This window comes from Flavobacterium sp. (assembly GCF_044377315.1).
Lineage (GTDB): Bacteria > Bacteroidota > Bacteroidia > Flavobacteriales > Flavobacteriaceae > Flavobacterium.
In genome coordinates this window covers 55055-76790 of the sequence record NZ_JBILJG010000011.1, presented here as the reverse complement: position 1 = coordinate 76790, position 21736 = coordinate 55055, and the positions used below count along the sequence as shown (strand labels likewise).

Below are 21736 nucleotides of genomic sequence, written 5' to 3'. Positions count from 1 at the left end.
AACAGTTTCTGGAGAATTTGAACAAGATGGAAACAGACAATGGATTCCATTAAAATTGAATTCTGCTGGTGTTATGCCTATCATTTTTGCTCAAGCTATCATGTTTATTCCTGCTGCTGTTGCTGGTTTGTCAAAATCAGAAACATCTCAGTCAATAGCTGGTGCTTTTAGTAATATGTTTGGTTTTTGGTATAATTTTGTATTTGCATTATTAATTATTGTATTTACATTCTTTTATACCGCTATAACAGTTCCTACTAATAAAATGGCAGATGATTTAAAAAGAAGCAGTGGATTTATTCCAGGGGTAAAACCAGGTATCGAAACTTCTGATTTCTTAGATAAAATAATGTCTTTAATTACTTTCCCAGGTTCTCTTTTCTTAGCCCTTATTGCTATATTACCAGCAATAGTTGTAGGACTAGGCGTTCAAGAATCTTGGGCAATGTTTTTCGGAGGAACATCATTAATCATTATGGTTGGTGTTGCTATTGATACAATTCAACAAATAAACTCATACATATTAAACAAACAATATGACGGTTTAATGAAGACGGGTAAAAATAGAAAAGCAGTAGCTTAACATATGGCTAAACAATCAGCAATAGAACAAGACGGATCAATCATTGAAGCATTATCAAATGCGATGTTCCGTGTAGAATTAGAAAATGGACATATTGTAATTGCCCATATTTCAGGAAAAATGCGTATGCATTACATCAAATTATTACCTGGTGATAAAGTGAAACTGGAAATGAGTCCTTACGATTTGTCAAAAGCAAGAATTACTTATAGATATTAAAGATATTCAAAATGAAAGTAAGAGCATCAGTAAAAAAGAGAAGTGCCGAGTGCATTATCGTTCGTAGAAAAGGTAGATTATACGTAATCAACAAAAAGAATCCTAGATTTAAACAAAGACAAGGATAATTATGGCAAGAATAGCAGGGGTAGATGTACCTAAAAACAAAAGAGGTGTTATAGCACTTACCTATATCTTCGGAGTAGGAAAAAGTAGAGCTATTGAGATTTTAGATAAAGCTCAAGTTAGCCAGGATATTAAAGTTCAAGATTGGAATGATGACCAAATTGGAGCAATTCGTGAGGCGGTTTCTTATTACAAAATTGAAGGAGAGTTACGTTCTGAAACGTCACTAAACATCAAACGTTTGATGGATATTGGTTGTTACAGAGGTATTCGTCACAGATCTGGTCTTCCTTTAAGAGGACAAAGAACTAAGAATAACTCAAGAACGAGAAAAGGTAAAAGAAAAACTGTTGCTAACAAGAAAAAAGCAACTAAATAATAAGTAATATGGCTAAGGCAACAACAAAAAAACGTAAAGTTATCGTTGAATCTACAGGTGAAGCTCATATTAGTGCCACTTTTAACAACATTATTATTTCTTTAACAAATAAGAAAGGTGAAGTAATCTCATGGTCTTCAGCTGGAAAAATGGGTTTTAGAGGTTCTAAAAAGAATACACCTTATGCAGCTCAAATGGCTGCAGAAGATTGTTCAAAAGTAGCGTTAGAAGCTGGACTGAAAAAAGTTAAAGTATATGTAAAAGGACCAGGAAACGGACGTGAGTCTGCTATACGTTCTCTACATAACTCTGGAGTTGAAGTTACTGAAATCATTGACGTAACTCCAATGCCTCACAATGGATGTAGACCTCCAAAAAGAAGAAGAGTCTAGTTTTTATTTAATAGTATAACCTAGGTAGAATAAAGATTATCGGAGGATATGACCTGAATTCATAATCTCTACCTTAAAATTTATAAAATGGCAAGATATACTGGTCCAAAAACCAAAATCGCTCGTAAATTTGGCGAAGCAATCTTCGGAGACGATAAAGCCTTCGAAAAAAGAAATTATCCTCCTGGACAACACGGGATGGCTAAAAGAAGAGGAAAAAAATCTGAATATGCTGTCCAATTAATGGAGAAGCAAAAAGCTAAATATTCTTATGGAATTTTAGAAAAACAATTCAGAAATTTATTCGAAAAAGCAGCTGCATCTAAAGGTGTAACTGGTGAAATCTTACTTCAATTGTGTGAAGCTAGACTTGATAACGTGGTTTTCAGAATGGGTATTGCTCCTTCTAGAAGAGGTGCACGTCAAATAGTTTCTCACAGACATATAACCGTAAATGGTGAGTTGGTAAACATTCCATCTTATCACTTAAAACCTGGCGATAAAGTTGCCGTTCGTGAAAAATCTAAATCATTAGAATCTATCGAGCGCTCATTAGCTAGTTCTAGTCATGTTTATGAATGGATTACATGGAACAACGATACTAAAGAAGGTGTTTTTGTTTCTGTTCCTGCAAGATTGCAAATTCCAGAAAACATTAAAGAACAACTAATCGTCGAATTGTACAACAAATAATAATTGACTTAGTCGAAATTATGGCAATATTTAATTTTCAGAAGCCCGATAAAGTTATCATGATCGATTCAACCGATTTTGAAGGTAAATTTGAATTTAGACCTTTAGAACCAGGTTACGGATTGACTGTTGGTAATGCACTTAGAAGAGTTTTGCTTTCTGCACTAGAAGGTTACGCAATCACATCGGTGCGTATCGAAGGTGTAGATCACGAATTTTCTACTATCTCAGGAGTTGTTGAAGACGTTACTGAAATCATTCTTAATTTGAAACAAGTTCGTTTCAAGCGTCAGATTGAAGACATTGATAACGAATCTGTTACTATTTCTGTAACTGGTAAAGACCAACTTACTGCTGGTGATTTTCAAAAATTTATTTCAGGTTTCCAAGTTCTTAATCCAGAACTAGTAATCTGTAATTTAGACAGCAAAATCAAACTAAATTTCGAGTTAACAATCGAAAAAGGTAGAGGTTATGTTCCAGCAGAAGAGAATAAAAAACAAAATGCAGCTATTGGTACTATTTTTACAGACTCAATTTTTACACCTGTTAAAAATGTGAAATATGCAATTGAAAACTTCCGTGTTGAACAAAAAACAGATTACGAAAAATTAGTTTTTGAAATCAAAACGGATGGCTCTATCAATCCTAAAGATGCTTTAACTGAAGCAGCTAAAGTTTTGATTCACCACTTCATGTTGTTTTCTGACGAAAGAATTACTCTTGAGGCTGACGAAATTGCTCAGACTGAATCGTATGATGAAGAATCATTGCACATGAGACAATTGCTAAAAACTAAGTTAGTTGATATGGACTTATCAGTTAGAGCATTAAACTGCTTGAAAGCTGCTGAAGTTGATACACTTGGTGATTTAGTATCATTCAATAAAAATGACTTAATGAAATTCCGTAATTTTGGAAAAAAATCTTTAACAGAATTAGACGAACTAGTAGCTGTTAAAAATTTAACCTTCGGAATGGATTTAGCAAAGTACAAATTAGATAAAGAGTAATTTACTTCATATTTTGCTCTCCAAAGCGGATTGTAGCAAGATGAAGATTAAAAAAATAGGTCATGAGACACGGAAAAAAATTCAACCACTTAAGCAGACAAACTGGACATAGAAAAGCTATGTTAGCCAATATGGCATGTTCTCTTATTGAGCACAAACGTATTAACACAACAGTTGCTAAAGCTAAAGCACTTAAACAATTCGTTGAGCCGCTTATTACAAAATCTAAACAAGATACTACTCACAACCGTCGTATCGTTTTCGCTAACTTACGTAGCAAATATGCTGTAACAGATTTGTTCAGAGATGTTGCCGCTAAAGTTGGGGATCGCCCAGGTGGTTATACACGTATTATCAAAGTTGGAAATCGTCTTGGAGATAATGCTGATATGGCAATGATCGAATTAGTAGATTTTAACGAACTATACAACGGTGGTAAAAAAGAAGAGAAAAAAGCTAAAAGCCGTCGTGGTGGAAAAGCTAAAAAAGCGGATGCTACTGCACCAGTTGCAGAAGAAAAAGCTCCAGAAACTCCTTCTGAAGAAACTCCTGAAAAATCAGCTGAATAATGAATTCAATTTCATAAATATAAAAAGGATAAGCTTTCGAGTTTATCCTTTTTTTTATTTTCGTCCTTTGGTATGAGCAATCTGAGGACGGTGTTTTTTTGGATCAAGTCTAATAATTAGTAGCGAATGGCTTGGGCTATACTAGTTATGGTAATTCCCGCTTTCCGTTCCAATCTGTTATTGTGAGTTTGCATGGCAATCTCACAACAACAGGATTTCCTCTCCAATCGGGGCTAGAAAACTAACTATTTGATTGTTTATAAACTTTAATAAAAACAACTTTAGTATTAAAAACGAATATCCTAAATTTGCAACACAACAACTAACTACCACAAATGAAATACACAACACGACCACAAGCCATCTTACTTCTAGCTGACGGAACCATTTTTTACGGAAAATCTATTGGCATTTCTGGAACTACTTTTGGAGAAGTTTGTTTCAATACCGGAATGACTGGTTACCAAGAAATCTTTACCGATCCATCTTATTTCGGACAAATCATGGTAACAACCAATCCTCATATTGGTAATTACGGAGTAAATGCAAACGAAGTAGAATCTGAAAAAATTATGATTTCTGGTTTAGTTTGCAAAAACTTTAGCTTCAACCATTCACGTCCGGATTCTGAAAGTAATCTTTACGATTATTTTGAAAAGCAAAATTTAGTTTGCATTTCAGATGTCGATACAAGAGCATTGGTAAGTTATATCAGAGATAACGGAGCGCAAAATGCAGTAATATCAACAGATGGCACTTCAGTAAATGAGCTTAAAAAGCAACTAGCAAAGGTTCCAGATATGAAAGGTCTTGAGTTGGCTTCAAAAGTTTCAACAACTGAACCCTATTTTTTCGGAAACGAAGATGCAACTTATAAAATAGCAGCTTTAGATTTAGGAATCAAAAGAAATATTTTAAGAAATCTTGGCAAAAGAGATTGCTACATAAAAGTCTTTCCATACAATACTTCATTTGATGCTTTAAAAGCTTTCAATCCTAATGGATATTTCTTGTCCAATGGACCAGGTGATCCAGAACCATTAGAGCAAGTGCAAGAAACAGCTAAGCAAATGATAGCTTCTGATAAACCTATTTTCGGAATTTGTCTTGGACACCAAATTATTGGTCTTGCAAACGGAGTTTCTACATATAAAATGTTTAACGGTCACAGAGGAATAAATCATCCTGTTATGAATGTCTTGACAGGTAAAGGTGAAATAACCTCCCAAAATCATGGATTTGCTGTAAACAGAGAAGAATTAGAAAAGCACCAAGATTTAGAAATAACACATTATCATATTAACGACAATACTGTGGCTGGCATGAAGATGAAATCTAAAGATTGTTTTTCTGTTCAGTACCATCCAGAAGCTAGCCCAGGACCACATGATTCGTCTTATTTGTTTGATGAGTTTGTTGCTGCAATGCAAAAATCCAAAAGTTTACAAGAAGTATAAGTAAACTCTCTTAGCCCTGATGGCATTGGTAATCTTATGTTGCGGTTTTCGCTTTGCGAAAATCGCAACATAAGATTACTTCACATAACTTTTTTTTATTTGAGTTCAGTGAACTTCGTTTGGAACTTAAAGCAGGAACATGTATAAATGATAAATCCCAAGCCATTAGCTTCAAATTATACCCTAATGACAATTACTAAAACGATTGCGTTTATAAGTTTTTTAATTGTAATGTTTTAGTGTGTTTTAGATTGTTTAAGTTTGTGGTATTGACAAAAAAGTGAATTAAAAATTAATAAAATCATAACAAATGAGTATTATAATCAAAGTACACGCAAGACAAATATTGGATTCAAGAGGAAATCCAACGATTGAAGTAGATGTAGTTACAGAAAATGGCGTTTTAGGACGAGCTGCTGTACCAAGTGGCGCTTCTACTGGAGAACATGAAGCTGTTGAACTTCGTGATGGTGGAAAAGCTTACATGGGGAAAGGTGTTTTAAAAGCCGTTGAAAATGTAAACACCAAAATCGCGCCTGAATTATTAGGAACTTCAGTTTTTGAACAAAATCTTATCGATCAATTAATGATTGATTTAGACGGAACTTCTAATAAAGGAAATCTTGGAGCTAATGCAATCTTAGGAGTTTCTCTTGCGGCTGCAAAAGCGGCTGCAAATGAATTAGGATTGCCATTATATCGTTACGTTGGGGGTGTTTCTGCTAATACTTTGCCAGTTCCAATGATGAATATTATCAATGGTGGCTCGCACTCTGATGCACCGATTGCTTTCCAAGAGTTTATGATTATGCCTGTAAAAGCAACTTCATTTACTCACGCTATGCAAATGGGAACTGAAATTTTCCACAATTTGAAAAAAGTATTACACGACAGACATTTGTCAACTGCTGTTGGTGACGAAGGTGGTTTTGCACCAAATCTTGCAGGAGGAACAGAAGACGCATTAGATACAATTAAAAAAGCCGTAGAAAACGCTGGTTATAAATTCGGTGACGAAATTATGATTGCTTTGGATTGTGCTGCTTCAGAATTTTATGTAGATGGAAAATACGACTATACAAAATTTGAAGGTGCAACAGGAAAAATTAGAACTTCTAAAGAACAAGCTGAATATTTATCTTCATTAGCGGCAAATTATCCAATTATTTCTATTGAAGATGGAATGTATGAAGACGATTGGGAAGGATGGAAATACTTAACAGAATTAATTGGTGACAAAACCCAATTAGTAGGTGACGATTTATTCGTAACTAATGTGGAGCGTTTGTCAACCGGAATTGAAAAAGGAATTGCCAATTCAATTCTTGTAAAAGTTAACCAAATTGGTACGCTTACAGAAACAATTGCAGCTGTAAACATGGCTCACAATGCTGGTTATACTTCAGTAATGTCACATCGCTCTGGAGAAACAGAAGATAATACTATTGCTGATTTAGCTGTAGCTTTAAACTGTGGACAAATCAAAACTGGTTCGGCTTCACGTTCAGATAGAATGGCTAAATACAATCAATTATTACGTATTGAAGAAGAATTAGGAAGTACAGCTTACTTTCCAGGATTGAAAGCTTTTAAACAGAAGTAATCACATAACTATTTTGTAAAAAAAAAAACACCTGATGAGTTTTAAACTTGTCAGGTGTTTTTATTTTAACTCGACATTATATATATGTTAATCTACACCGAGGCCTAATCAAATTCCACATTTTAGCTTTTTAATCTATTTATTTTTTTTTATTTTTTTTCTAAAATACTAATATTTTCATAGAATTGAAACAAAATAAGTTTTGATTTTGTATTAATCTATAACCAACCTTGCAACTTTTATAAAAATATTAACGAAAACGTCAACATATTTGTTTTTTAATTCATTTAGAATTCCATAATTTTGTTAAATTATAAATTTCACGATTAATTTCCACACCTATTATGTCAAAAACAGCAATATTAGAATATGATGGCCAAAAGTATGAGTTTCCAGTAATTGTTGGGAGCGAAAACGAACCAGCTATCGATATTGAAAAACTCCGTGCCTTGACAGGCGCCATCACTTTAGATCCAGGGTATAAAAATTCGGGTTCTTGCAAAAGTGACATTACTTTCCTTGATGGAGAAGAAGGAATTTTACGCTACAGAGGTTATGCTATTGAAGATTTAGCTGAAAAAGCTGATTTTCTTGAAGTATCTTATTTGGTTATTTTTGGAGAATTGCCTTCAAAAGAACAATTAACTCAATTTGAAACTGACATCCGCAAATACACTTTGGTAAACGAAGAAATGAAGAACATCATAGATGGTTTCCCAAAAACAGCTCACCCTATGGGAGTTTTGTCTTCGTTGACTTCTGCGTTAACAGCTTTTAATCCAAAAGTAGTTAATGTTGATAACGAAAAAGAAATGTATGAAGCCGTTTGTAAAACAATGGGTAAATTCCTTGTAATTGCAACTTGGACTTACAGAAAAATGATGGGTTATCCTTTGAATTATTATGATAATACACAAGGTTATGTTGAGAATTTTATGCAGTTAATGTTTAAACTTCCAACTTCGCCTTATACTACTAATCCATCAGTTGTTGCTGCTTTAGATAAATTATTTATTCTTCATGCCGATCACGAACAAAATTGTTCTACTTCTACTGTTAGAATTGTTGGTTCGTCTCATGCTGGATTGTTTGCTTCAATTTCTGCTGGAGTTTCTGCACTTTGGGGGCCATTGCATGGTGGAGCTAACCAAGCTGTTCTTGAAATGTTAGAAGAAATTCAAAAAGATGGTGGGGATGCTGACAAATTTATGGCTAAGGCTAAAGATAAAGATGATCCATTCCGTTTAATGGGATTTGGACATAGAGTTTATAAAAACTTCGACCCAAGAGCAAAAATCATTAAAAAAGCAGCCGATGAAGTGCTAAGGACTTTGGGTGTTGATGACCCAATTCTTCAAATCGCAAAAAAATTAGAAGAAGCAGCTTTAGTAGATGAGTACTTTGTATCAAGAAAATTATATCCAAATGTTGATTTCTACTCAGGAATTATTTACCGTGCATTAGGAATTCCAACAGATATGTTCACTGTTCTCTTCGCAATCGGACGTCTACCAGGTTGGATTGCACAATGGAAAGAAATGCGAATAAACAAAGAGCCAATTGGAAGACCAAGACAAGTTTACACAGGTCATCCATTGAGAGATTTTGTTACTATGGATAAAAGATAAAAATCTTTAAATACTTATAAACAAAAGCTTCGTTAATCAACGGAGCTTTTTTATATTTGCCTTATGCCAAAAGCAAATTATATGTTACAATTAAATGTAAAAAACGAAACCTCAAGATTAAAAGCCGTCGTGTTAGGTTCAGCAGTCAATAATGGACCAACGCCAACAGCAGATGAAGCCTACGACCCAAAATCATTAGAACACATTCTCGCAGGAACATATCCTATTGAAGAAGATATGGTTAACGAAATGGAAGCGTTCAACAAAGTATTTCAAAAATATGATGTGAAAGTTTTTCGCCCAGAAACGATTGAAAATTATAACCAAATTTTTACTCGTGATATTGGTTTTGTAATTGATGATGTTTTTATAAAAGCCAATATTCTTCCAGATAGAAGCCGTGAATTGGATGCAATAAATTATGTAGTTGACCAAATAAATCCTGCTAAAGTTGTTCGCCCGCCAGATGATGTGCATATTGAAGGTGGTGATGTTATGCTATGGAACGACTATATTTTTATAGGAACATATAAAGGTTCTGACTATAAAGATTACATCACGGCAAGAACCAATATGCAAGGGGTTCAATACATAAAAGAGTTGTTTCCAAACAAAATTGTGAAAGAATTTGACTTGGTAAAATCTAAATTAGAAGCTCGTGATAATGCATTGCATCTTGATTGCTGCTTTCAACCTGTTGGAACAAATAAAGGAATCATCTATAAAAGTGGTTTTCGTGAAGAAGCAGATTATGTTTACCTAGTAAAATTATTCGGAAAAGATAACCTGTTTCACATCACTCGAGACGAAATGTATAATATGAATTCCAATGTGTTTTCAATTGCACCAGATGTTGTAGTTTCCGAAAAAAACTTTACAAGATTGAACAACTGGTTAAGAGAACAAGGTTTTACTGTAGAAGAAATTCCATACGCTGAAATAGCAAAACAAGAAGGATTGTTGAGATGTTCGACATTGCCTTTAATAAGAGATTAGAAAAGTTATCGGTTGTCAGTTGACAGTTATTAACTTTATAAATTGTTGAAATGAGCAGTTATCAGGATTTGGATATTTATAAAATTAGTTTGGCATTGTTTTACGAAGTTCATCCAGCATCATTACTTTTGCCTAAGTATGAAATGTATGAATTAGGAAGTCAGATTAGACGTTCGTCAGATTCAGTAAATTCAAATATAGTTGAAGGTTACGGAAGAAACCGTTATAAGGCAGATTTTATTAGATTTTTAGTGTTTTCACATTCAAGTTGTCTTGAAACAAAAGGACATTTGATTAAGATAAAACATTTGTATAAAGATTTGATTCCTGATATTGATAGATATATAACTGATTATGATAATTTAGGAGCAAAAATATTTAACTTTATAAAATATGTTGAAAGCAATTGGAAAACCTAACTACTAATCACAAAGATTGTTAACTGATAACCGACAACAGAAAACTAAAATAAAATGAATCAAACTACAAACTCCATATTAATGATTCGTCCGGTAGCGTTTAGAATGAACGAACAAACGGCGGTAAACAATTATTATCAAAAAGTCCTTGACGGATTAACTCCTGCAAATGTCAACGAAAAAGCCCAACAAGAGTTTGATACATTCGTAAACAAACTAAGAATGGTCGGAATAGACGTTACGGTTGTTGACGACACTTTAGATCCAGATACACCCGACAGTATTTTTCCAAACAATTGGATTTCTTTTCACGAAAATGGTGATGTGGTTTTGTATCCAATGTTTGCCGAAAATCGTCGTGCCGAAAGACGTGAAGATATTTTAGATATTTTGGAAGCCAAAGGTTACGAAATCAGCGACGGAATTATGGATTATACTTCTGCCGAAGAGGATGGATTTTACCTAGAAGGAACAGGAAGTATTGTTCTTGACAGAGAAAATGGAAAAGCATATTGCGCACTTTCTCCAAGAGCAGATGAAGAATTATTTATAGAATTTTGCGAAGATTTCGACTTAAATCCAATAATTTTTGAAGCATTTCAAACAGTTGATGGCGAAAGAAAACTAATCTATCATACCAATGTTATGATGTGCATTGGAGACACTTTTGCTGTTATTTGTGCTGATTGTATCGATGATAAAAAAGAACGCAAAATGGTTCTTGACAGTCTTCGTTCTGATGAAAAAGAGATTGTTCTAATCACAGAAGATCAAATGAACAATTTTGCAGGAAATATGTTAGAATTACAAGGTGCAGACGAAAGAAGATACTTAATCATGAGTTCATCGGCTTACAATGCTTTAACCAAAAAACAAATCGCACAATTAGAAGAACATATTACAATTATTCATTCAAGCCTAGACACCATAGAAGCATGCGGTGGCGGAAGCGCAAGATGCATGATGGCAGAAGTTTTTCTTCCAAGAAAATAATCTTTGTGTTGGCTGAGACTCTCGAAGCCAATATTTTAGAATAAACGAAATCCCAAATTCCAATTGTTTATTTTGGAATTTGGGATTATTTATTTCAAACTTCGTATTTCGTATTTCGTACTTCGTATTTTTTACCTCGTACTTTTCTAAATTCCTCTAACAATACTCAAAACCGCGCTAATAATATACTGAATACCAATAGCAACTGTCAAGAAACCGACAATTCTAGAAATAGCAACAATTCCTGACGCACCTAAATATTTAGCCAAATAATGTGCACTTCTCAATACTAAAAATATTAGAAGAGAAACCACTAAAATAGAAAGTGTAGAAGATAAAATTTCAGGTGTAGTTTTGTGGTCTTGATTAAAAGCTATTAATAACGAAATCGAACCTGGTCCAGCTAACATTGGCATTGCGAGCGGCGTTAAAGCAATAGATGTTCTGCTTTGCAAATCTTCTTCCACTTCTTTGCTAATTCCTTTTCGCTTTTTCGGATTGGCGTTTAGCAAACCAAAACCCGAACTTGCAATCAAAATTCCACCAGCAATTCTAAGTGCCGAAATCGTTATTCCGAAAAAACTCAAAACGTATTCACCAACAAAAAACGAAATCAATAAAATGATGCACACATTTATAGCTGTTAATAAAGAAACTCGCGAGCGTTCGACCTTGTTGTAATCTTGAGTTAAACCCACAAAAAAAGGAATCACACCAATAGGATTCAATACTGAAAACAACGCTCCAAGCAAAACAAAAAAAGTATTCAAGAAAATATCCATTTTTTGAAAAGTATAAATTTTCGACAAAGATAAATAAAGAATTAATGCTTAAAGTTAAAATAAAAACAATTATCCGTAATTTTGTACCATGAAAAATAAGAAAACACTAGTTCTTGGTGCTTCCACCAAACCCGAAAGATACGCTTTCAAAGCCATAACAATGCTAGTTGAAAAAGGTCATTCGGTTATAGCCATCGGTCAAAATCAAGGCGAAGTTGCCGGAATTTCCATAAAAACTAAAAATATTCCGCTTGCCAATATCGACACTGTTACTTTGTACCTCAATCCGGTGCGCCAACGTGATTATTACAATTATATAATCGAAACCAAGCCTAAAAGAGTAGTCTTTAATCCTGGCACCGAAAACCCGGAGTTCTATCAGTTACTCAAAGCCAATTCAATCAAAGTTGAAGAAGCTTGCACCTTGGTTTTATTGACAACTAATCAATATTAGAAGCGAAAGACTCGGGATTTATCAGTGATGGTAACCTGCCTGTAGGCAGACAGGTTCCTGCTTTTCGTTCTATCTCGTCCCAAAAGACGAGATGCCACTACAATCAGGGCTAGGTTGGTTTCCATTTTAATTTTTGATTATTAACTTATAGAAATTTCCATTCCTAAAACTTCGTCTGACTAGTGGCGGGTTTACTAATAATCAACAATCCAATAAAAGTAATCAATCCGTTAACGATAATTAATTCGTTATCAATCACATAATTTCCTAAAAGTGATGCTGAGTTTTGAGTAATCAAAAAACAAATCGCAGGAGAAATTAAACAAATAAAAGGAACCAATTTATCGTGAACTGTTTTTGATTTTACAAATAAACCAAATGCATATAAACCTAATAACGGACCATAAGTATAAGTAGCAATTTTAAAAACCATTTTCACTACAGAATCATCATTGATTGAATTAAAAATAATAATCACCAAAAACATCAAAACAGAAAATCCAACGTGAACCAAATGTCTAGTTCTAATCAACTTTTTATCATCTTCCATCTTCCGACTTCCATCTTCCGACTTTTTTTTATCCATTCCTAGAAAATCTACACAAAAAGATGTTGTTAAAGCGGTTAAAGCGCTATCTGTAGTGGCAAAAGTTGCTGCTGTCAATCCTAATAAAAAAACTATTGTTGGAATAATACTCAAATGATTTATAGCAATTTCAGGAAAAAGCAAATCAGTTCTTGCAACATCATTTACCATTGGAACCTGTATTCCGTTTTTCTCCGCATAGATATAAAGTAACGCACCTACACTTAAAAAAAAGATATTAATTAAAACAAAAACACCTGTGAAAGTAAACATATTTTTTTGTGCTTCACCAATGTTTTTGCAACTTAAATTTTTCTGCATTAAATCTTGATCTAATCCTACGGTTGCTATGGTTACAAAAATTCCACCTAAAATTTGTTTCCAAAAATAGGTGCCTTTCAAATAATCTTCAAAGAAAAACACCTTTGAATAATTGCTGTTTTTAACTTCTTCAAAAGCTTCAACTAAACTAAAATCTAAACTTCTGCAAACAAAAAATATAGTTAAGAATACCGATGAAATCAAGAAAAAAGTTTGTAGTGTGTCAGTGATAATTATAGTTTTTAATCCACCTCGATAAGTATAAGCAAAAATCAACCCAAGCGAAATTAAAACAGTAACTGCAAACGGAATTTGGAATGCGTCGAAAACATATTTTTGTAAAACAAATACAACCAAATATAGTCTAAAAGCCGAACCAATTGTTCTACCAATTAAGAAAATAGTTGCTGCCGTTTTGTAGCTTACAATTCCAAGACGTTGTTCTATATAGCCATAAATTGAAGTCAAATTCATTCGATAATATAATGGAAGTAAAACCTTGGCTACAATAATAAATCCAATAGCACAACCTATTACAAACTGAAAATATTTAAATTGTAAATCAGGATTTCCAACCTCGCCAGGGACTGATATAAATGTTATTCCCGAAATGGCAGTTCCAATCATTCCAAAGGCAACTAAATACCACTTTGAGTTTTTATTAGCTTTAAAAAAAGTATCGTTATCAGAGCTTTTTCTGCTAACAATATTCGAAATAAAAATTAATAATCCGAAGTAAACCACAATTAAAATTAGAATAGCAATTGGCGACATAAATAGTTTTTTTGTTTGTGCTAAAATAGTAAAAAAGTTAGAAGATGGGAGTTGGAAGATAGAAGTTTACCAAAAATAGATAAAATCTTCAAAATTTTCATCTTCCGTCCTCCATCTTCACGCTTCCAAACTTTTTCTTTACCTTTGCCAAATGGAATTTTCATCAAAACTTCTCGAAAAAGCGGTCAACGAAATGGCGCAATTACCCGGAATTGGTAAACGAACTGCCTTGCGATTGGTGTTGCATTTATTGAAACAACCCAGTGAACAAACACATTTTTTATCGCAAGCATTAACTTTGATGCGTGATGAGATTAAATTTTGTAAAAATTGCCACAATATTTCAGATGTTGATGTGTGTGAAATTTGCTCGAATACTTCAAGAAATCATAAAATAATCTGCGTTGTTGAAGATGTTAGAGATGTTATGGCTATAGAAAATACCAATCAATTTAAAGGAATTTATCATGTTCTTGGCGGTAAAATTTCGCCCATTGATGGAGTTGGCCCAAGTCAATTGAATATCAATTCATTAGTCGAAAAAGTAAAATTAGGTTCGATTGAAGAAATTATTTTTGCGCTAAGTTCAACAATGGAAGGTGATACCACCAATTTTTATATTTTTAAACAGATAAAAGAGTGTAATATCAAAACTTCTACAATAGCAAGAGGAATAGCCGTTGGCGACGAATTAGAATATGCAGACGAGGTTACTTTAGGAAGAAGTATTGTGCAAAGAGTTCCATTTGAGAATTCATTGAAAAATATTTAATTCAATAATAGTCACAACTTTTTTGTATTTAGAATTGAAAAACTATCTTTGTTTGCTAAAATCCGTTAAGAATGAATTTCAGAATTTTTATACTATTATTTTTTGTAGGTTATTTTTTTAATTCATGTGTGCCATCAAAAGACATTATCTATTTACAAGGTAAAGAAAATTTAGAAAATGCTCCAGTTGCTCAGATTCCTTTTAAACCTTATAGACTGCAAGTAAGTGATGTTTTAAGTATTACAGTATCGGCTATTGATTCGAAATTAGTTGAAATTTTTAATCAAAATATAGTTAATAATCCAAATATTTCAAATGAGTTATTTTATTATAAAGGATACTCAATAGATGATCATGGAAATATAAGACTTCCGATTCTTGGAGAGGTAAATGTTTTGGCATTAACTACCGATCAAGTTAGACAAAAAATTGAAACACTTTTATTGAAAGATCATTTTAATAAAGAAGCCGGAATATTTGTAAGTGTAAAACTTGCTGGTTTTCGATATACAATTAATGGTGAAGTTAATGTTCCTGGAACAAAAATTTTGAATCAAGACAAAGTTTCAGTCCTTGAAGCAGTTGCAAATGCAGGCGATATAACAGTTGTAGGTAACAGGAAGGAAGTAATGATAATAAGACAGTATCCACAAGGTGTACAAACTTTTTCAATAGATTTAACCAATTACAATGCATTGCAATCGCCCTATTTTTATTTGCAACCTAATGATTTTGTTTATGTTAAACCGTTAAAGCAAAAAACATGGGGAACTGGCACGACAGGAATTCAGTCGCTAAGTACAATCTTCACAATATTGTCTTTAGTAACAACTACTTTTTTACTTTTACAAAAATAAACTATTTTAGATGTTAGATATTAAAGATTTTAATTTTCTTGAAAGTCAAAATAACTTCGATTTCAAAGGTTTTTTGATTAAAGTAACTAGTTATTGGAAATGGTTTGTAGTGTCAATATTATTATGTTTGATAGGTGCTTACCAAATAAATGTTAGAAAACAGAAAATATACGGACTTGAAACCACCATTGGTGTAAAGGAAGAAGATAATCCTTTATTTACTTCAAACACTAGTTTGGTATTTAATTGGGGAGGAACATCTGATAAAGTTTCGACAATTGCTACTACATTAAAATCTAGAACACATAATGAAATTGTAGTTGAAAAATTAAAATATTATATTGATTATCTTCAAGATAAAGAATATTTTACCGAAAGTATTTATGGTAATTGCCCGTTTGAGGTTGAAATAGATAAAAAACAACCTCAATTAGCAAAAAGTCCAATTTCTATTAAGTTTTTGTCATCTACACAATATCAAATTAAAGTTGATTTTGAATCGAGCTTAGTTGACACCTATAATTACAATGATTATTCTTTAAAATCAATTAATGTTTCAGAAGGAGTTTTTACTAAAAATTTTAAGATTGGAGAATACATAAACTTGCCTTTTTTAAGTTGGAAACTTATCATTAAAGACGCTTCTAAAAATTTTATTGGCCAAGAATATAAAGTTAGTTTTAGTGATTACAACTCTGTAGTTCAGCAATATAAAGGAATTCGCGTTGATGTTGATGACAAAGCACCTTCAATTCTTAAATTATCTTTGGAAGGAACCAATAAAGCAAGAATTGTTGATTACCTTAATGAAACTGTTAAGGTATTAATGAAAAATCAATTAGACAAAAAAAATCTATTTGCAGATAATACAATTTATTTTATTGATACAACATTAGCATTAATGGAAGTGAAACTTAAAGAAGCTAATGATGATTTAAAGAGTTTTAGTAAAAATAAAAATGTTGTAGAAATTGAGCTTGGTGGTTCAAACATTCAAAATAAAATGCTCGAATTAGATGTAGAAAAAGATTTAATTTCTAGAAAAATAAATTATTTCAATACATTATCAAATTATTTAAAAAATAGTAAAGATTATTCAAAACTTCCAGCTCCTTCTGTAGCGGGTATTGATGACCCAAACATCATAAATAATGTAGCTAATATGATTGAGTTATCTATTAGACGATCTGAAATGATTTACAGTGTTAAAAGTGACGTAATGTTAAACAATATTGACAACGAAATTTCTTCTTTAAAAAGAGTTTTGATAGAAAATATTGAAGCTGCAAAAGCCGCAATACAGTATTCTTACAATCAAGTTAGTAACAAAATAAATAGTGCCGAAACTGATATAAGACAAATGCCTGATGATAAGCAAGAACTTATCAAAATCATGAGGAAATATAATCTTAGTGATAATATTTATCAAACTTATTTGCAAAAACGAAGTGAAGCTTCTATTGTAAAAGCAGCTAACTTATCAGATATTCAGTTTATTGATTCTGCTAAAGATATTGGAGAAGGCCTTATTGGTCCCAAAACAGGAGTAAATTATGTGATTGCTTTTTTATTAGGGTTTTTAATACCATTTTTAGTAATCATATTTATCTTTACTTTTAACGACTCTATTCAAAATTCTGATGATGTTGAGAGGCTTACTTCAATTCCATTAATCGGTGTAGTAGGCGTTAATAAAGCAAAATCATATTTAGCAGTTTTTGAAAAACCAAAATCCGTCCTGTCAGAATCATATAGATCCATCAGGTCTTCTTTACAATTTTTATATAAAAGGCAAAATCTTCAAGGTTCAAAAACTTTGATGTTAACTTCGACTATAAGTGGCGAAGGAAAAACATTTTGTTCAATCAACATTGCTACTGTTTTTGCCTTGAGTGAGAAAAAAACAGTAATTGTTGGACTCGATTTAAGAAAACCAAAAATCTTTGAGGACTTTAAATTAAATAATCAAATAGGAGTTGTGAATTACCTAATTGGTCAAAAAACATTGGAAGAAGTAACAAATAAAACCCAAATCCCTTATTTAGATGTAATTACATCAGGGCCAATTCCTCCTAATCCTTCTGAATTAATTATGGGAGAAAGTTTAAAGGAAATGATGGATGAACTAAAAAAGAAATATGATTATATAATTTTGGATACACCACCACTGGGACTTGTAACAGACGCATTAGAACTTTCTAGTTATGCCGATGTTACAATATATGTGATGCGACAAAATGTTACTAAGAAAAATATGGCTGGTTTGTTAAATAATGCTGTAAAAAGAGGTGAGTTATCTAATGTTAGTATTGTATTAAATGGGGTTGAAAACAAAGCTAAGTATGGTGCGTCTTATGGCTATGGACATGGCTATGGAAATTATGATGATAGCTATATTGAAAGTAAAAAGAATAATTTTTTTAGTAAATTAGTTAAACGTTTTAAATCTTAAGTTAATGAAAACTTTATTAGTAACTGGAGGAGCTGGGTTTATAGGTTCTAATTTATGTGAATATTTTTTAGAAAAAGGAAACAAAGTAATTTGTTTAGATAATTTTTCAACTGGACATAAACATAATATTGCACATTTGTTAGAAAATCCTAATTTCACATTGATTGAAGGAGATATTAGAAATAGTGAGGATTGTAACAAAGCAACTTTTGGAGTAGATTATGTTTTACACGAAGCTGCTCTTGGTTCAGTTCCACGCTCTATAAATGATCCTATAACAAGTAATGATGTAAATGTTTCAGGTTTTCTAAACATGTTGGTTGCTGCTAGAGATGCCAAAGTAAAACGGTTTATTTATGCTGCAAGTTCTTCTACTTATGGCGATTCTGAATCATTGCCAAAAGTCGAAAATGTTATTGGTAAACCACTTTCGCCATACGCAATAACTAAATATGTAAATGAACTTTACGCAGAAATTTTTAGTAAAACATACGGCTTAGAAACAATTGGACTAAGATATTTTAATGTTTTTGGAAGAAAACAAGATCCAAATGGAGCATATGCAGCAGTAATTCCTAAATTTGTAATGCAATTAATGAATCATGAAAGTCCAATTATAAATGGAGATGGTAATTATTCAAGAGATTTTACCTATATAGATAATGTAATTCAAATGAATGAACTGGCTATTAATACAACTAATCAGGAAGCCATAAATACCGTTTATAACACTGCATATGGGGATAGAAATACATTAAACGATTTAGTCGCTTATTTAAAAGAATATTTAGCTGCTTATGATTCAAAAATTGCTAATGTTGAAGTTATTCATGGTTCAAATAGAGTTGGAGATATTCCTCACTCATTAGCAAGTATAGATAAAGCAAAAAAACTTCTAGGCTATGACCCAAAATACTCTATGAATGAAGGTCTTAAAGAAGCCGTAAAATGGTATTGGGAAAATTTGAAATAAAGAAATAATAGAATGAAAATCACAAAAATTTGTTGCATAGGTGCAGGTTATGTTGGAGGACCAACAATGGCAATTATTGCCCAAAAATGTCCAGAAATTACAGTTACAGTTGTAGATATTAATGAAGAAAGAATAGCTAAATGGAATGATAAAGACGTAAATAATATTCCAATATACGAGCCTGGGTTAAGTGAAATTGTAGGCGAGGCAAGAGGAAGAAATTTATTTTTCTCAACAGATGTTGACAAAGGCATTGATGAAGCTGATTTGATATTTATTTCTGTTAATACTCCGACCAAAACGTATGGGGCCGGAAAAGGAATGGCTGCCGATTTGAAATACATTGAGTTATGTGCTCGACAAATCGCAAGAGTTTCTAAAAATGACAAAATTATAGTAGAGAAATCTACATTGCCAGTTCGTACAGCTGAAGCCATAAAAAGTATTTTAGACAATACCGGGAATGGAGTTCAATTTCAAATATTATCCAACCCTGAATTTTTAGCCGAAGGAACTGCCGTTGAAGATTTATTAAATCCTGATAGAGTTTTAATTGGAGGAGATACTACTCCTGAAGGACAAAAAGCAATCCAAGCGTTAGAAGACGTTTATGCTCATTGGGTGCCAAGAGAAAGAATTTTAAGAACCAATGTTTGGTCATCTGAATTGTCAAAACTAACAGCTAATGCTTACTTAGCACAAAGAGTTTCTTCAATTAATGCATTGTCTGAACTATGCGAAAAAACAGGAGCAGATGTAAATGAAGTGGCAAGAGCAATCGGAATGGATAGCAGAATCGGATCAAAATTCTTAAAAGCTTCTGTTGGGTTTGGAGGTTCTTGTTTTCAAAAAGATATTTTGAATTTGGTTTATATTTCAAAATCTTTCGGATTGAACGAAGTAGCTGATTATTGGGAACAAGTTATAATAATGAATGACCATCAAAAAAGAAGATTTGCGAATAATATTGTTAAAACATTATATAATACAGTTTCTGATAAAAAAATTGCATTTTTAGGATGGGCTTTCAAAAAAGATACTAATGATACTAGAGAGTCTGCTGCAATATATGTTGCTAATGATTTAGTCAATGAAAATGCCAAAATAGCAGTTTACGATCCAAAAGTTTCTCAAAAACAAGTTTTAGCCGATTTAGATTATCTTGAAACTAGGAATTCCATCGAAAATGCTAAATTTGTTACTTCCTTTTCTGATGCATATGAAGCTTGTAATAATGCGCATGCTATAGCTATTTTAACAGAATGGGATGAGTTCAAACAACTAGATTGGAATAAAATTTATGATCAAATGCAAAAACCAGCTTTTGTTTTTGATGGAAGAAATTTATTAGACGGAGATAAACTCAAAAAAATAGGTTTTGTTTATCAGGCAATAGGTTCATAATTGATAGTGTAAAAATGAATACAAAAATAGCAGTTATAGGGTTAGGATATGTTGGTTTGCCGTTAGCAAGACTTTTTGCTACAAAATATTCTGTGGTTGGTTTTGATATTAATCAAAAGAGAATTAACGAATTAAATTCAGGTATAGATACTACTTTTGAAGTAGAAAACGAAGTTCTAAAAGCTGTTTTGGTAAATTCTCCTAACGAAAAAGGCTTGTTTTGTAGTGCAAATTTAGACGATATTAAAGATTGTAATTACTATGTTGTTACTGTGCCAACACCAGTTGATAAAAATAATCGTCCAGATTTGACACCTCTTTATAAATCAAGTGAAACAGTTGGAAAAGTGCTCAAAAAAGGCGATATCGTTATTTATGAATCAACTGTTTATCCTGGTGTAACCGAAGATGAATGCGTACCAGTTCTCGAAAAAATTAGTGGATTGAAATTTAATGTTGATTTTTTTGCAGGCTATTCCCCTGAACGAATAAATCCAGGTGATAAAGAGCATACGGTAGAAAAAATTCTAAAAGTTACCGCTGGGTCAACTCCTGAAATTGGTGAAAAAGTTGATGATTTATACAAATCAGTAATTATTGCAGGAACACATCTTGCACCAACAATAAAAGTTGCAGAAGCTGCTAAAGTAATTGAAAATTCACAACGTGATATTAATATAGCTTTTGTAAACGAACTAGCAAAAATATTTAATATCATGGGTATAAATACCCACGATGTTTTGGAAGCTGCTGGAACAAAATGGAATTTTCTTCCATTTAAACCAGGTTTGGTTGGCGGTCACTGTATAGGTGTTGACCCATATTATTTAGCTCAAAAAGCACAAGAATTGGGCTATCATCCCGAAATAATTTTGGCTGGAAGACGGCTAAATGACAGTATGGGCGAATATGTAGCTTCTCAAATTATTAAGTTAATGATTAAAAAAGGAATTACAATCAACAACGCAGATATATTATTATTAGGAATCACATTTAAAGAGAATTGCCCTGATGTTCGTAACACTAAAATAGTTGATGTTATTAAGGCTCTAAAAGAATACCATGTAAATATAACCATATATGATCCATGGGCAAACCCTGCCGATGTTTTGCACGAATATAATCTTGTTACAACAGATAAATTGCCAAGCGGAAAATATGATTCAGTAGTATTAGGAGTTTCGCACAAAGAATTTTTAGAGTTAGATTTAGAAAAAGTTAGAAAAGAAAATTCCGTTTTATATGATGTAAAAGGAGTTTTAAAAATAAACGTTGACGGTAATTTATAAAA

General features: G+C 32.4%; 23 protein-coding genes. 21 read left to right on the top strand and 2 right to left on the bottom strand.

Going from position 1 to position 21736, the window contains the following annotated elements; translation table 11 throughout:
• From ACIQ66_RS05250 to ctlX, 14 genes are all read left to right on the top strand, one after another.
• On the top strand, nt 1-583 hold a 583-nt coding region (locus tag ACIQ66_RS05250; RefSeq protein WP_396211751.1), incomplete at its 5' end, for a preprotein translocase subunit SecY.
• 3 nt (nt 584-586) lie between these two features.
• Complete coding sequence (infA, locus tag ACIQ66_RS05245; RefSeq protein ID WP_007136545.1) at nt 587-802, top strand: translation initiation factor IF-1; 216 nt, start codon at nt 587-589, stop codon at nt 800-802.
• Nucleotides 803-813: 11 nt separating this feature from the next.
• Nucleotides 814-930 carry a type B 50S ribosomal protein L36 gene (gene ykgO, locus ACIQ66_RS05240; RefSeq protein WP_002987490.1) on the top strand — a complete coding sequence of 39 codons (117 nt, stop codon included), beginning with the start codon at nt 814-816 and terminating at the stop codon, nt 928-930.
• Nucleotides 931-932: 2 nt separating this feature from the next.
• On the top strand, nt 933-1307 hold the full coding sequence (gene rpsM, locus ACIQ66_RS05235; RefSeq protein ID WP_396211750.1) for a 30S ribosomal protein S13: 375 nt from the start codon (nt 933-935) through the stop codon (nt 1305-1307).
• 8 nt (nt 1308-1315) lie between these two features.
• Nucleotides 1316-1699, top strand: a complete 384-nt coding sequence (gene rpsK / locus ACIQ66_RS05230; protein WP_298177553.1) for a 30S ribosomal protein S11 — start codon at nt 1316-1318, stop codon at nt 1697-1699.
• Between the two features lie 87 nt (nt 1700-1786).
• A complete protein-coding gene (rpsD, locus tag ACIQ66_RS05225) occupies nt 1787-2392 on the top strand; it encodes a 30S ribosomal protein S4 (protein ID WP_396211749.1) in 606 nt (201 codons plus the stop codon).
• 20 nt (nt 2393-2412) lie between these two features.
• A complete protein-coding gene (locus ACIQ66_RS05220) occupies nt 2413-3405 on the top strand; it encodes a DNA-directed RNA polymerase subunit alpha (protein WP_298177549.1) in 993 nt (330 codons plus the stop codon).
• 62 nt (nt 3406-3467) lie between these two features.
• On the top strand, nt 3468-3974 hold the full coding sequence (gene rplQ / locus ACIQ66_RS05215; protein ID WP_396211748.1) for a 50S ribosomal protein L17: 507 nt from the start codon (nt 3468-3470) through the stop codon (nt 3972-3974).
• A 335-nt stretch (nt 3975-4309) separates the two neighbouring features.
• A complete protein-coding gene (carA, locus tag ACIQ66_RS05210; RefSeq protein ID WP_396211747.1) occupies nt 4310-5431 on the top strand; it encodes a glutamine-hydrolyzing carbamoyl-phosphate synthase small subunit in 1122 nt (373 codons plus the stop codon).
• 310 nt (nt 5432-5741) lie between these two features.
• A complete protein-coding gene (gene eno, locus ACIQ66_RS05205; protein ID WP_396211746.1) occupies nt 5742-7034 on the top strand; it encodes a phosphopyruvate hydratase in 1293 nt (430 codons plus the stop codon).
• Nucleotides 7035-7378: 344 nt separating this feature from the next.
• Entirely contained in the window at nt 7379-8662 is a 1284-nt protein-coding gene (locus tag ACIQ66_RS05200) for a citrate synthase (RefSeq protein ID WP_396211745.1), read from the top strand.
• An 81-nt stretch (nt 8663-8743) separates the two neighbouring features.
• Nucleotides 8744-9658 carry a dimethylarginine dimethylaminohydrolase family protein gene (locus ACIQ66_RS05195; RefSeq protein WP_396211744.1) on the top strand — a complete coding sequence of 305 codons (915 nt, stop codon included), beginning with the start codon at nt 8744-8746 and terminating at the stop codon, nt 9656-9658.
• A gap of 50 nt (nt 9659-9708) precedes the next feature.
• Entirely contained in the window at nt 9709-10077 is a 369-nt protein-coding gene (locus tag ACIQ66_RS05190; protein WP_396211743.1) for a four helix bundle protein, read from the top strand.
• A gap of 54 nt (nt 10078-10131) precedes the next feature.
• Complete coding sequence (gene ctlX / locus ACIQ66_RS05185) at nt 10132-11070, top strand: citrulline utilization hydrolase CtlX (protein ID WP_396211742.1); 939 nt, start codon at nt 10132-10134, stop codon at nt 11068-11070.
• A 146-nt stretch (nt 11071-11216) separates the two neighbouring features.
• Here the strand turns inward: ctlX and ACIQ66_RS05180 are convergent, their stop codons facing one another.
• Nucleotides 11217-11840: a MarC family NAAT transporter gene (locus tag ACIQ66_RS05180; protein ID WP_396211754.1), complete on the bottom strand. Its 624-nt coding sequence runs from the start codon at nt 11838-11840 to the stop codon at nt 11217-11219.
• Between the two features lie 100 nt (nt 11841-11940).
• Between ACIQ66_RS05180 and ACIQ66_RS05175 the strand changes: the two genes are divergently transcribed.
• The gene (locus ACIQ66_RS05175) at nt 11941-12306 is read left to right on the top strand and encodes a CoA-binding protein (RefSeq protein ID WP_396211741.1); all 366 of its coding nucleotides are present in this window, start codon (nt 11941-11943) and stop codon (nt 12304-12306) included.
• A 163-nt stretch (nt 12307-12469) separates the two neighbouring features.
• On the opposite strand, the gene ACIQ66_RS05170 is transcribed toward ACIQ66_RS05175, so the two are convergent.
• Nucleotides 12470-13987, bottom strand: coding sequence for a sodium:solute symporter (locus tag ACIQ66_RS05170; RefSeq protein ID WP_396211740.1), 1518 nt, complete (start codon nt 13985-13987; stop codon nt 12470-12472).
• Nucleotides 13988-14138: 151 nt separating this feature from the next.
• On the opposite strand from ACIQ66_RS05170, the gene recR reads away from it, so the two are divergent.
• From recR to ACIQ66_RS05140, 6 genes are all read left to right on the top strand, one after another.
• A complete protein-coding gene (gene recR / locus ACIQ66_RS05165; RefSeq protein ID WP_396211739.1) occupies nt 14139-14759 on the top strand; it encodes a recombination mediator RecR in 621 nt (206 codons plus the stop codon).
• 71 nt (nt 14760-14830) lie between these two features.
• A complete protein-coding gene (locus ACIQ66_RS05160; RefSeq protein ID WP_396211738.1) occupies nt 14831-15616 on the top strand; it encodes a polysaccharide biosynthesis/export family protein in 786 nt (261 codons plus the stop codon).
• Between the two features lie 10 nt (nt 15617-15626).
• Nucleotides 15627-18068 (top strand): polysaccharide biosynthesis tyrosine autokinase, encoded by a 2442-nt coding sequence (locus ACIQ66_RS05155; RefSeq protein WP_396211737.1) that lies wholly within the window; start codon nt 15627-15629, stop codon nt 18066-18068.
• 4 nt (nt 18069-18072) lie between these two features.
• Complete coding sequence (locus tag ACIQ66_RS05150; RefSeq protein WP_396211736.1) at nt 18073-19041, top strand: SDR family oxidoreductase; 969 nt, start codon at nt 18073-18075, stop codon at nt 19039-19041.
• 12 nt (nt 19042-19053) lie between these two features.
• Nucleotides 19054-20445 carry a UDP-glucose 6-dehydrogenase gene (locus tag ACIQ66_RS05145; RefSeq protein WP_396211735.1) on the top strand — a complete coding sequence of 464 codons (1392 nt, stop codon included), beginning with the start codon at nt 19054-19056 and terminating at the stop codon, nt 20443-20445.
• A 14-nt stretch (nt 20446-20459) separates the two neighbouring features.
• The gene (locus tag ACIQ66_RS05140; RefSeq protein ID WP_396211734.1) at nt 20460-21734 is read left to right on the top strand and encodes a nucleotide sugar dehydrogenase; all 1275 of its coding nucleotides are present in this window, start codon (nt 20460-20462) and stop codon (nt 21732-21734) included.
• Nucleotides 21735-21736 lie beyond the last annotated feature (2 nt).

Excerpts from the sequence above, each read along its gene's own strand:
- infA (WP_007136545.1), top strand. The coding sequence starts at position 587 with ATGGCTAAACAATCAGCAATAGAACAAGACGGATCAATCATTGAAGCA.
- ykgO (WP_002987490.1), top strand. The coding sequence starts at position 814 with ATGAAAGTAAGAGCATCAGTAAAAAAGAGAAGTGCCGAGTGCATTATC.
- rpsM (WP_396211750.1), top strand. The coding sequence starts at position 933 with ATGGCAAGAATAGCAGGGGTAGATGTACCTAAAAACAAAAGAGGTGTT.
- rpsK (WP_298177553.1), top strand. The coding sequence starts at position 1,316 with ATGGCTAAGGCAACAACAAAAAAACGTAAAGTTATCGTTGAATCTACA.
- rpsD (WP_396211749.1), top strand. The coding sequence starts at position 1,787 with ATGGCAAGATATACTGGTCCAAAAACCAAAATCGCTCGTAAATTTGGC.
- ACIQ66_RS05220 (WP_298177549.1), top strand. The coding sequence starts at position 2,413 with ATGGCAATATTTAATTTTCAGAAGCCCGATAAAGTTATCATGATCGAT.
- rplQ (WP_396211748.1), top strand. The coding sequence starts at position 3,468 with ATGAGACACGGAAAAAAATTCAACCACTTAAGCAGACAAACTGGACAT.
- carA (WP_396211747.1), top strand. The coding sequence starts at position 4,310 with ATGAAATACACAACACGACCACAAGCCATCTTACTTCTAGCTGACGGA.
- eno (WP_396211746.1), top strand. The coding sequence starts at position 5,742 with ATGAGTATTATAATCAAAGTACACGCAAGACAAATATTGGATTCAAGA.
- ACIQ66_RS05200 (WP_396211745.1), top strand. The coding sequence starts at position 7,379 with ATGTCAAAAACAGCAATATTAGAATATGATGGCCAAAAGTATGAGTTT.
- ACIQ66_RS05195 (WP_396211744.1), top strand. The coding sequence starts at position 8,744 with ATGTTACAATTAAATGTAAAAAACGAAACCTCAAGATTAAAAGCCGTC.
- ACIQ66_RS05190 (WP_396211743.1), top strand. The coding sequence starts at position 9,709 with ATGAGCAGTTATCAGGATTTGGATATTTATAAAATTAGTTTGGCATTG.
- ctlX (WP_396211742.1), top strand. The coding sequence starts at position 10,132 with ATGAATCAAACTACAAACTCCATATTAATGATTCGTCCGGTAGCGTTT.
- ACIQ66_RS05175 (WP_396211741.1), top strand. The coding sequence starts at position 11,941 with ATGAAAAATAAGAAAACACTAGTTCTTGGTGCTTCCACCAAACCCGAA.
- ACIQ66_RS05170 (WP_396211740.1), bottom strand. The coding sequence starts at position 13,987 with ATGTCGCCAATTGCTATTCTAATTTTAATTGTGGTTTACTTCGGATTA.
- recR (WP_396211739.1), top strand. The coding sequence starts at position 14,139 with ATGGAATTTTCATCAAAACTTCTCGAAAAAGCGGTCAACGAAATGGCG.
- ACIQ66_RS05160 (WP_396211738.1), top strand. The coding sequence starts at position 14,831 with ATGAATTTCAGAATTTTTATACTATTATTTTTTGTAGGTTATTTTTTT.
- ACIQ66_RS05155 (WP_396211737.1), top strand. The coding sequence starts at position 15,627 with ATGTTAGATATTAAAGATTTTAATTTTCTTGAAAGTCAAAATAACTTC.
- ACIQ66_RS05150 (WP_396211736.1), top strand. The coding sequence starts at position 18,073 with ATGAAAACTTTATTAGTAACTGGAGGAGCTGGGTTTATAGGTTCTAAT.
- ACIQ66_RS05145 (WP_396211735.1), top strand. The coding sequence starts at position 19,054 with ATGAAAATCACAAAAATTTGTTGCATAGGTGCAGGTTATGTTGGAGGA.
- ACIQ66_RS05140 (WP_396211734.1), top strand. The coding sequence starts at position 20,460 with ATGAATACAAAAATAGCAGTTATAGGGTTAGGATATGTTGGTTTGCCG.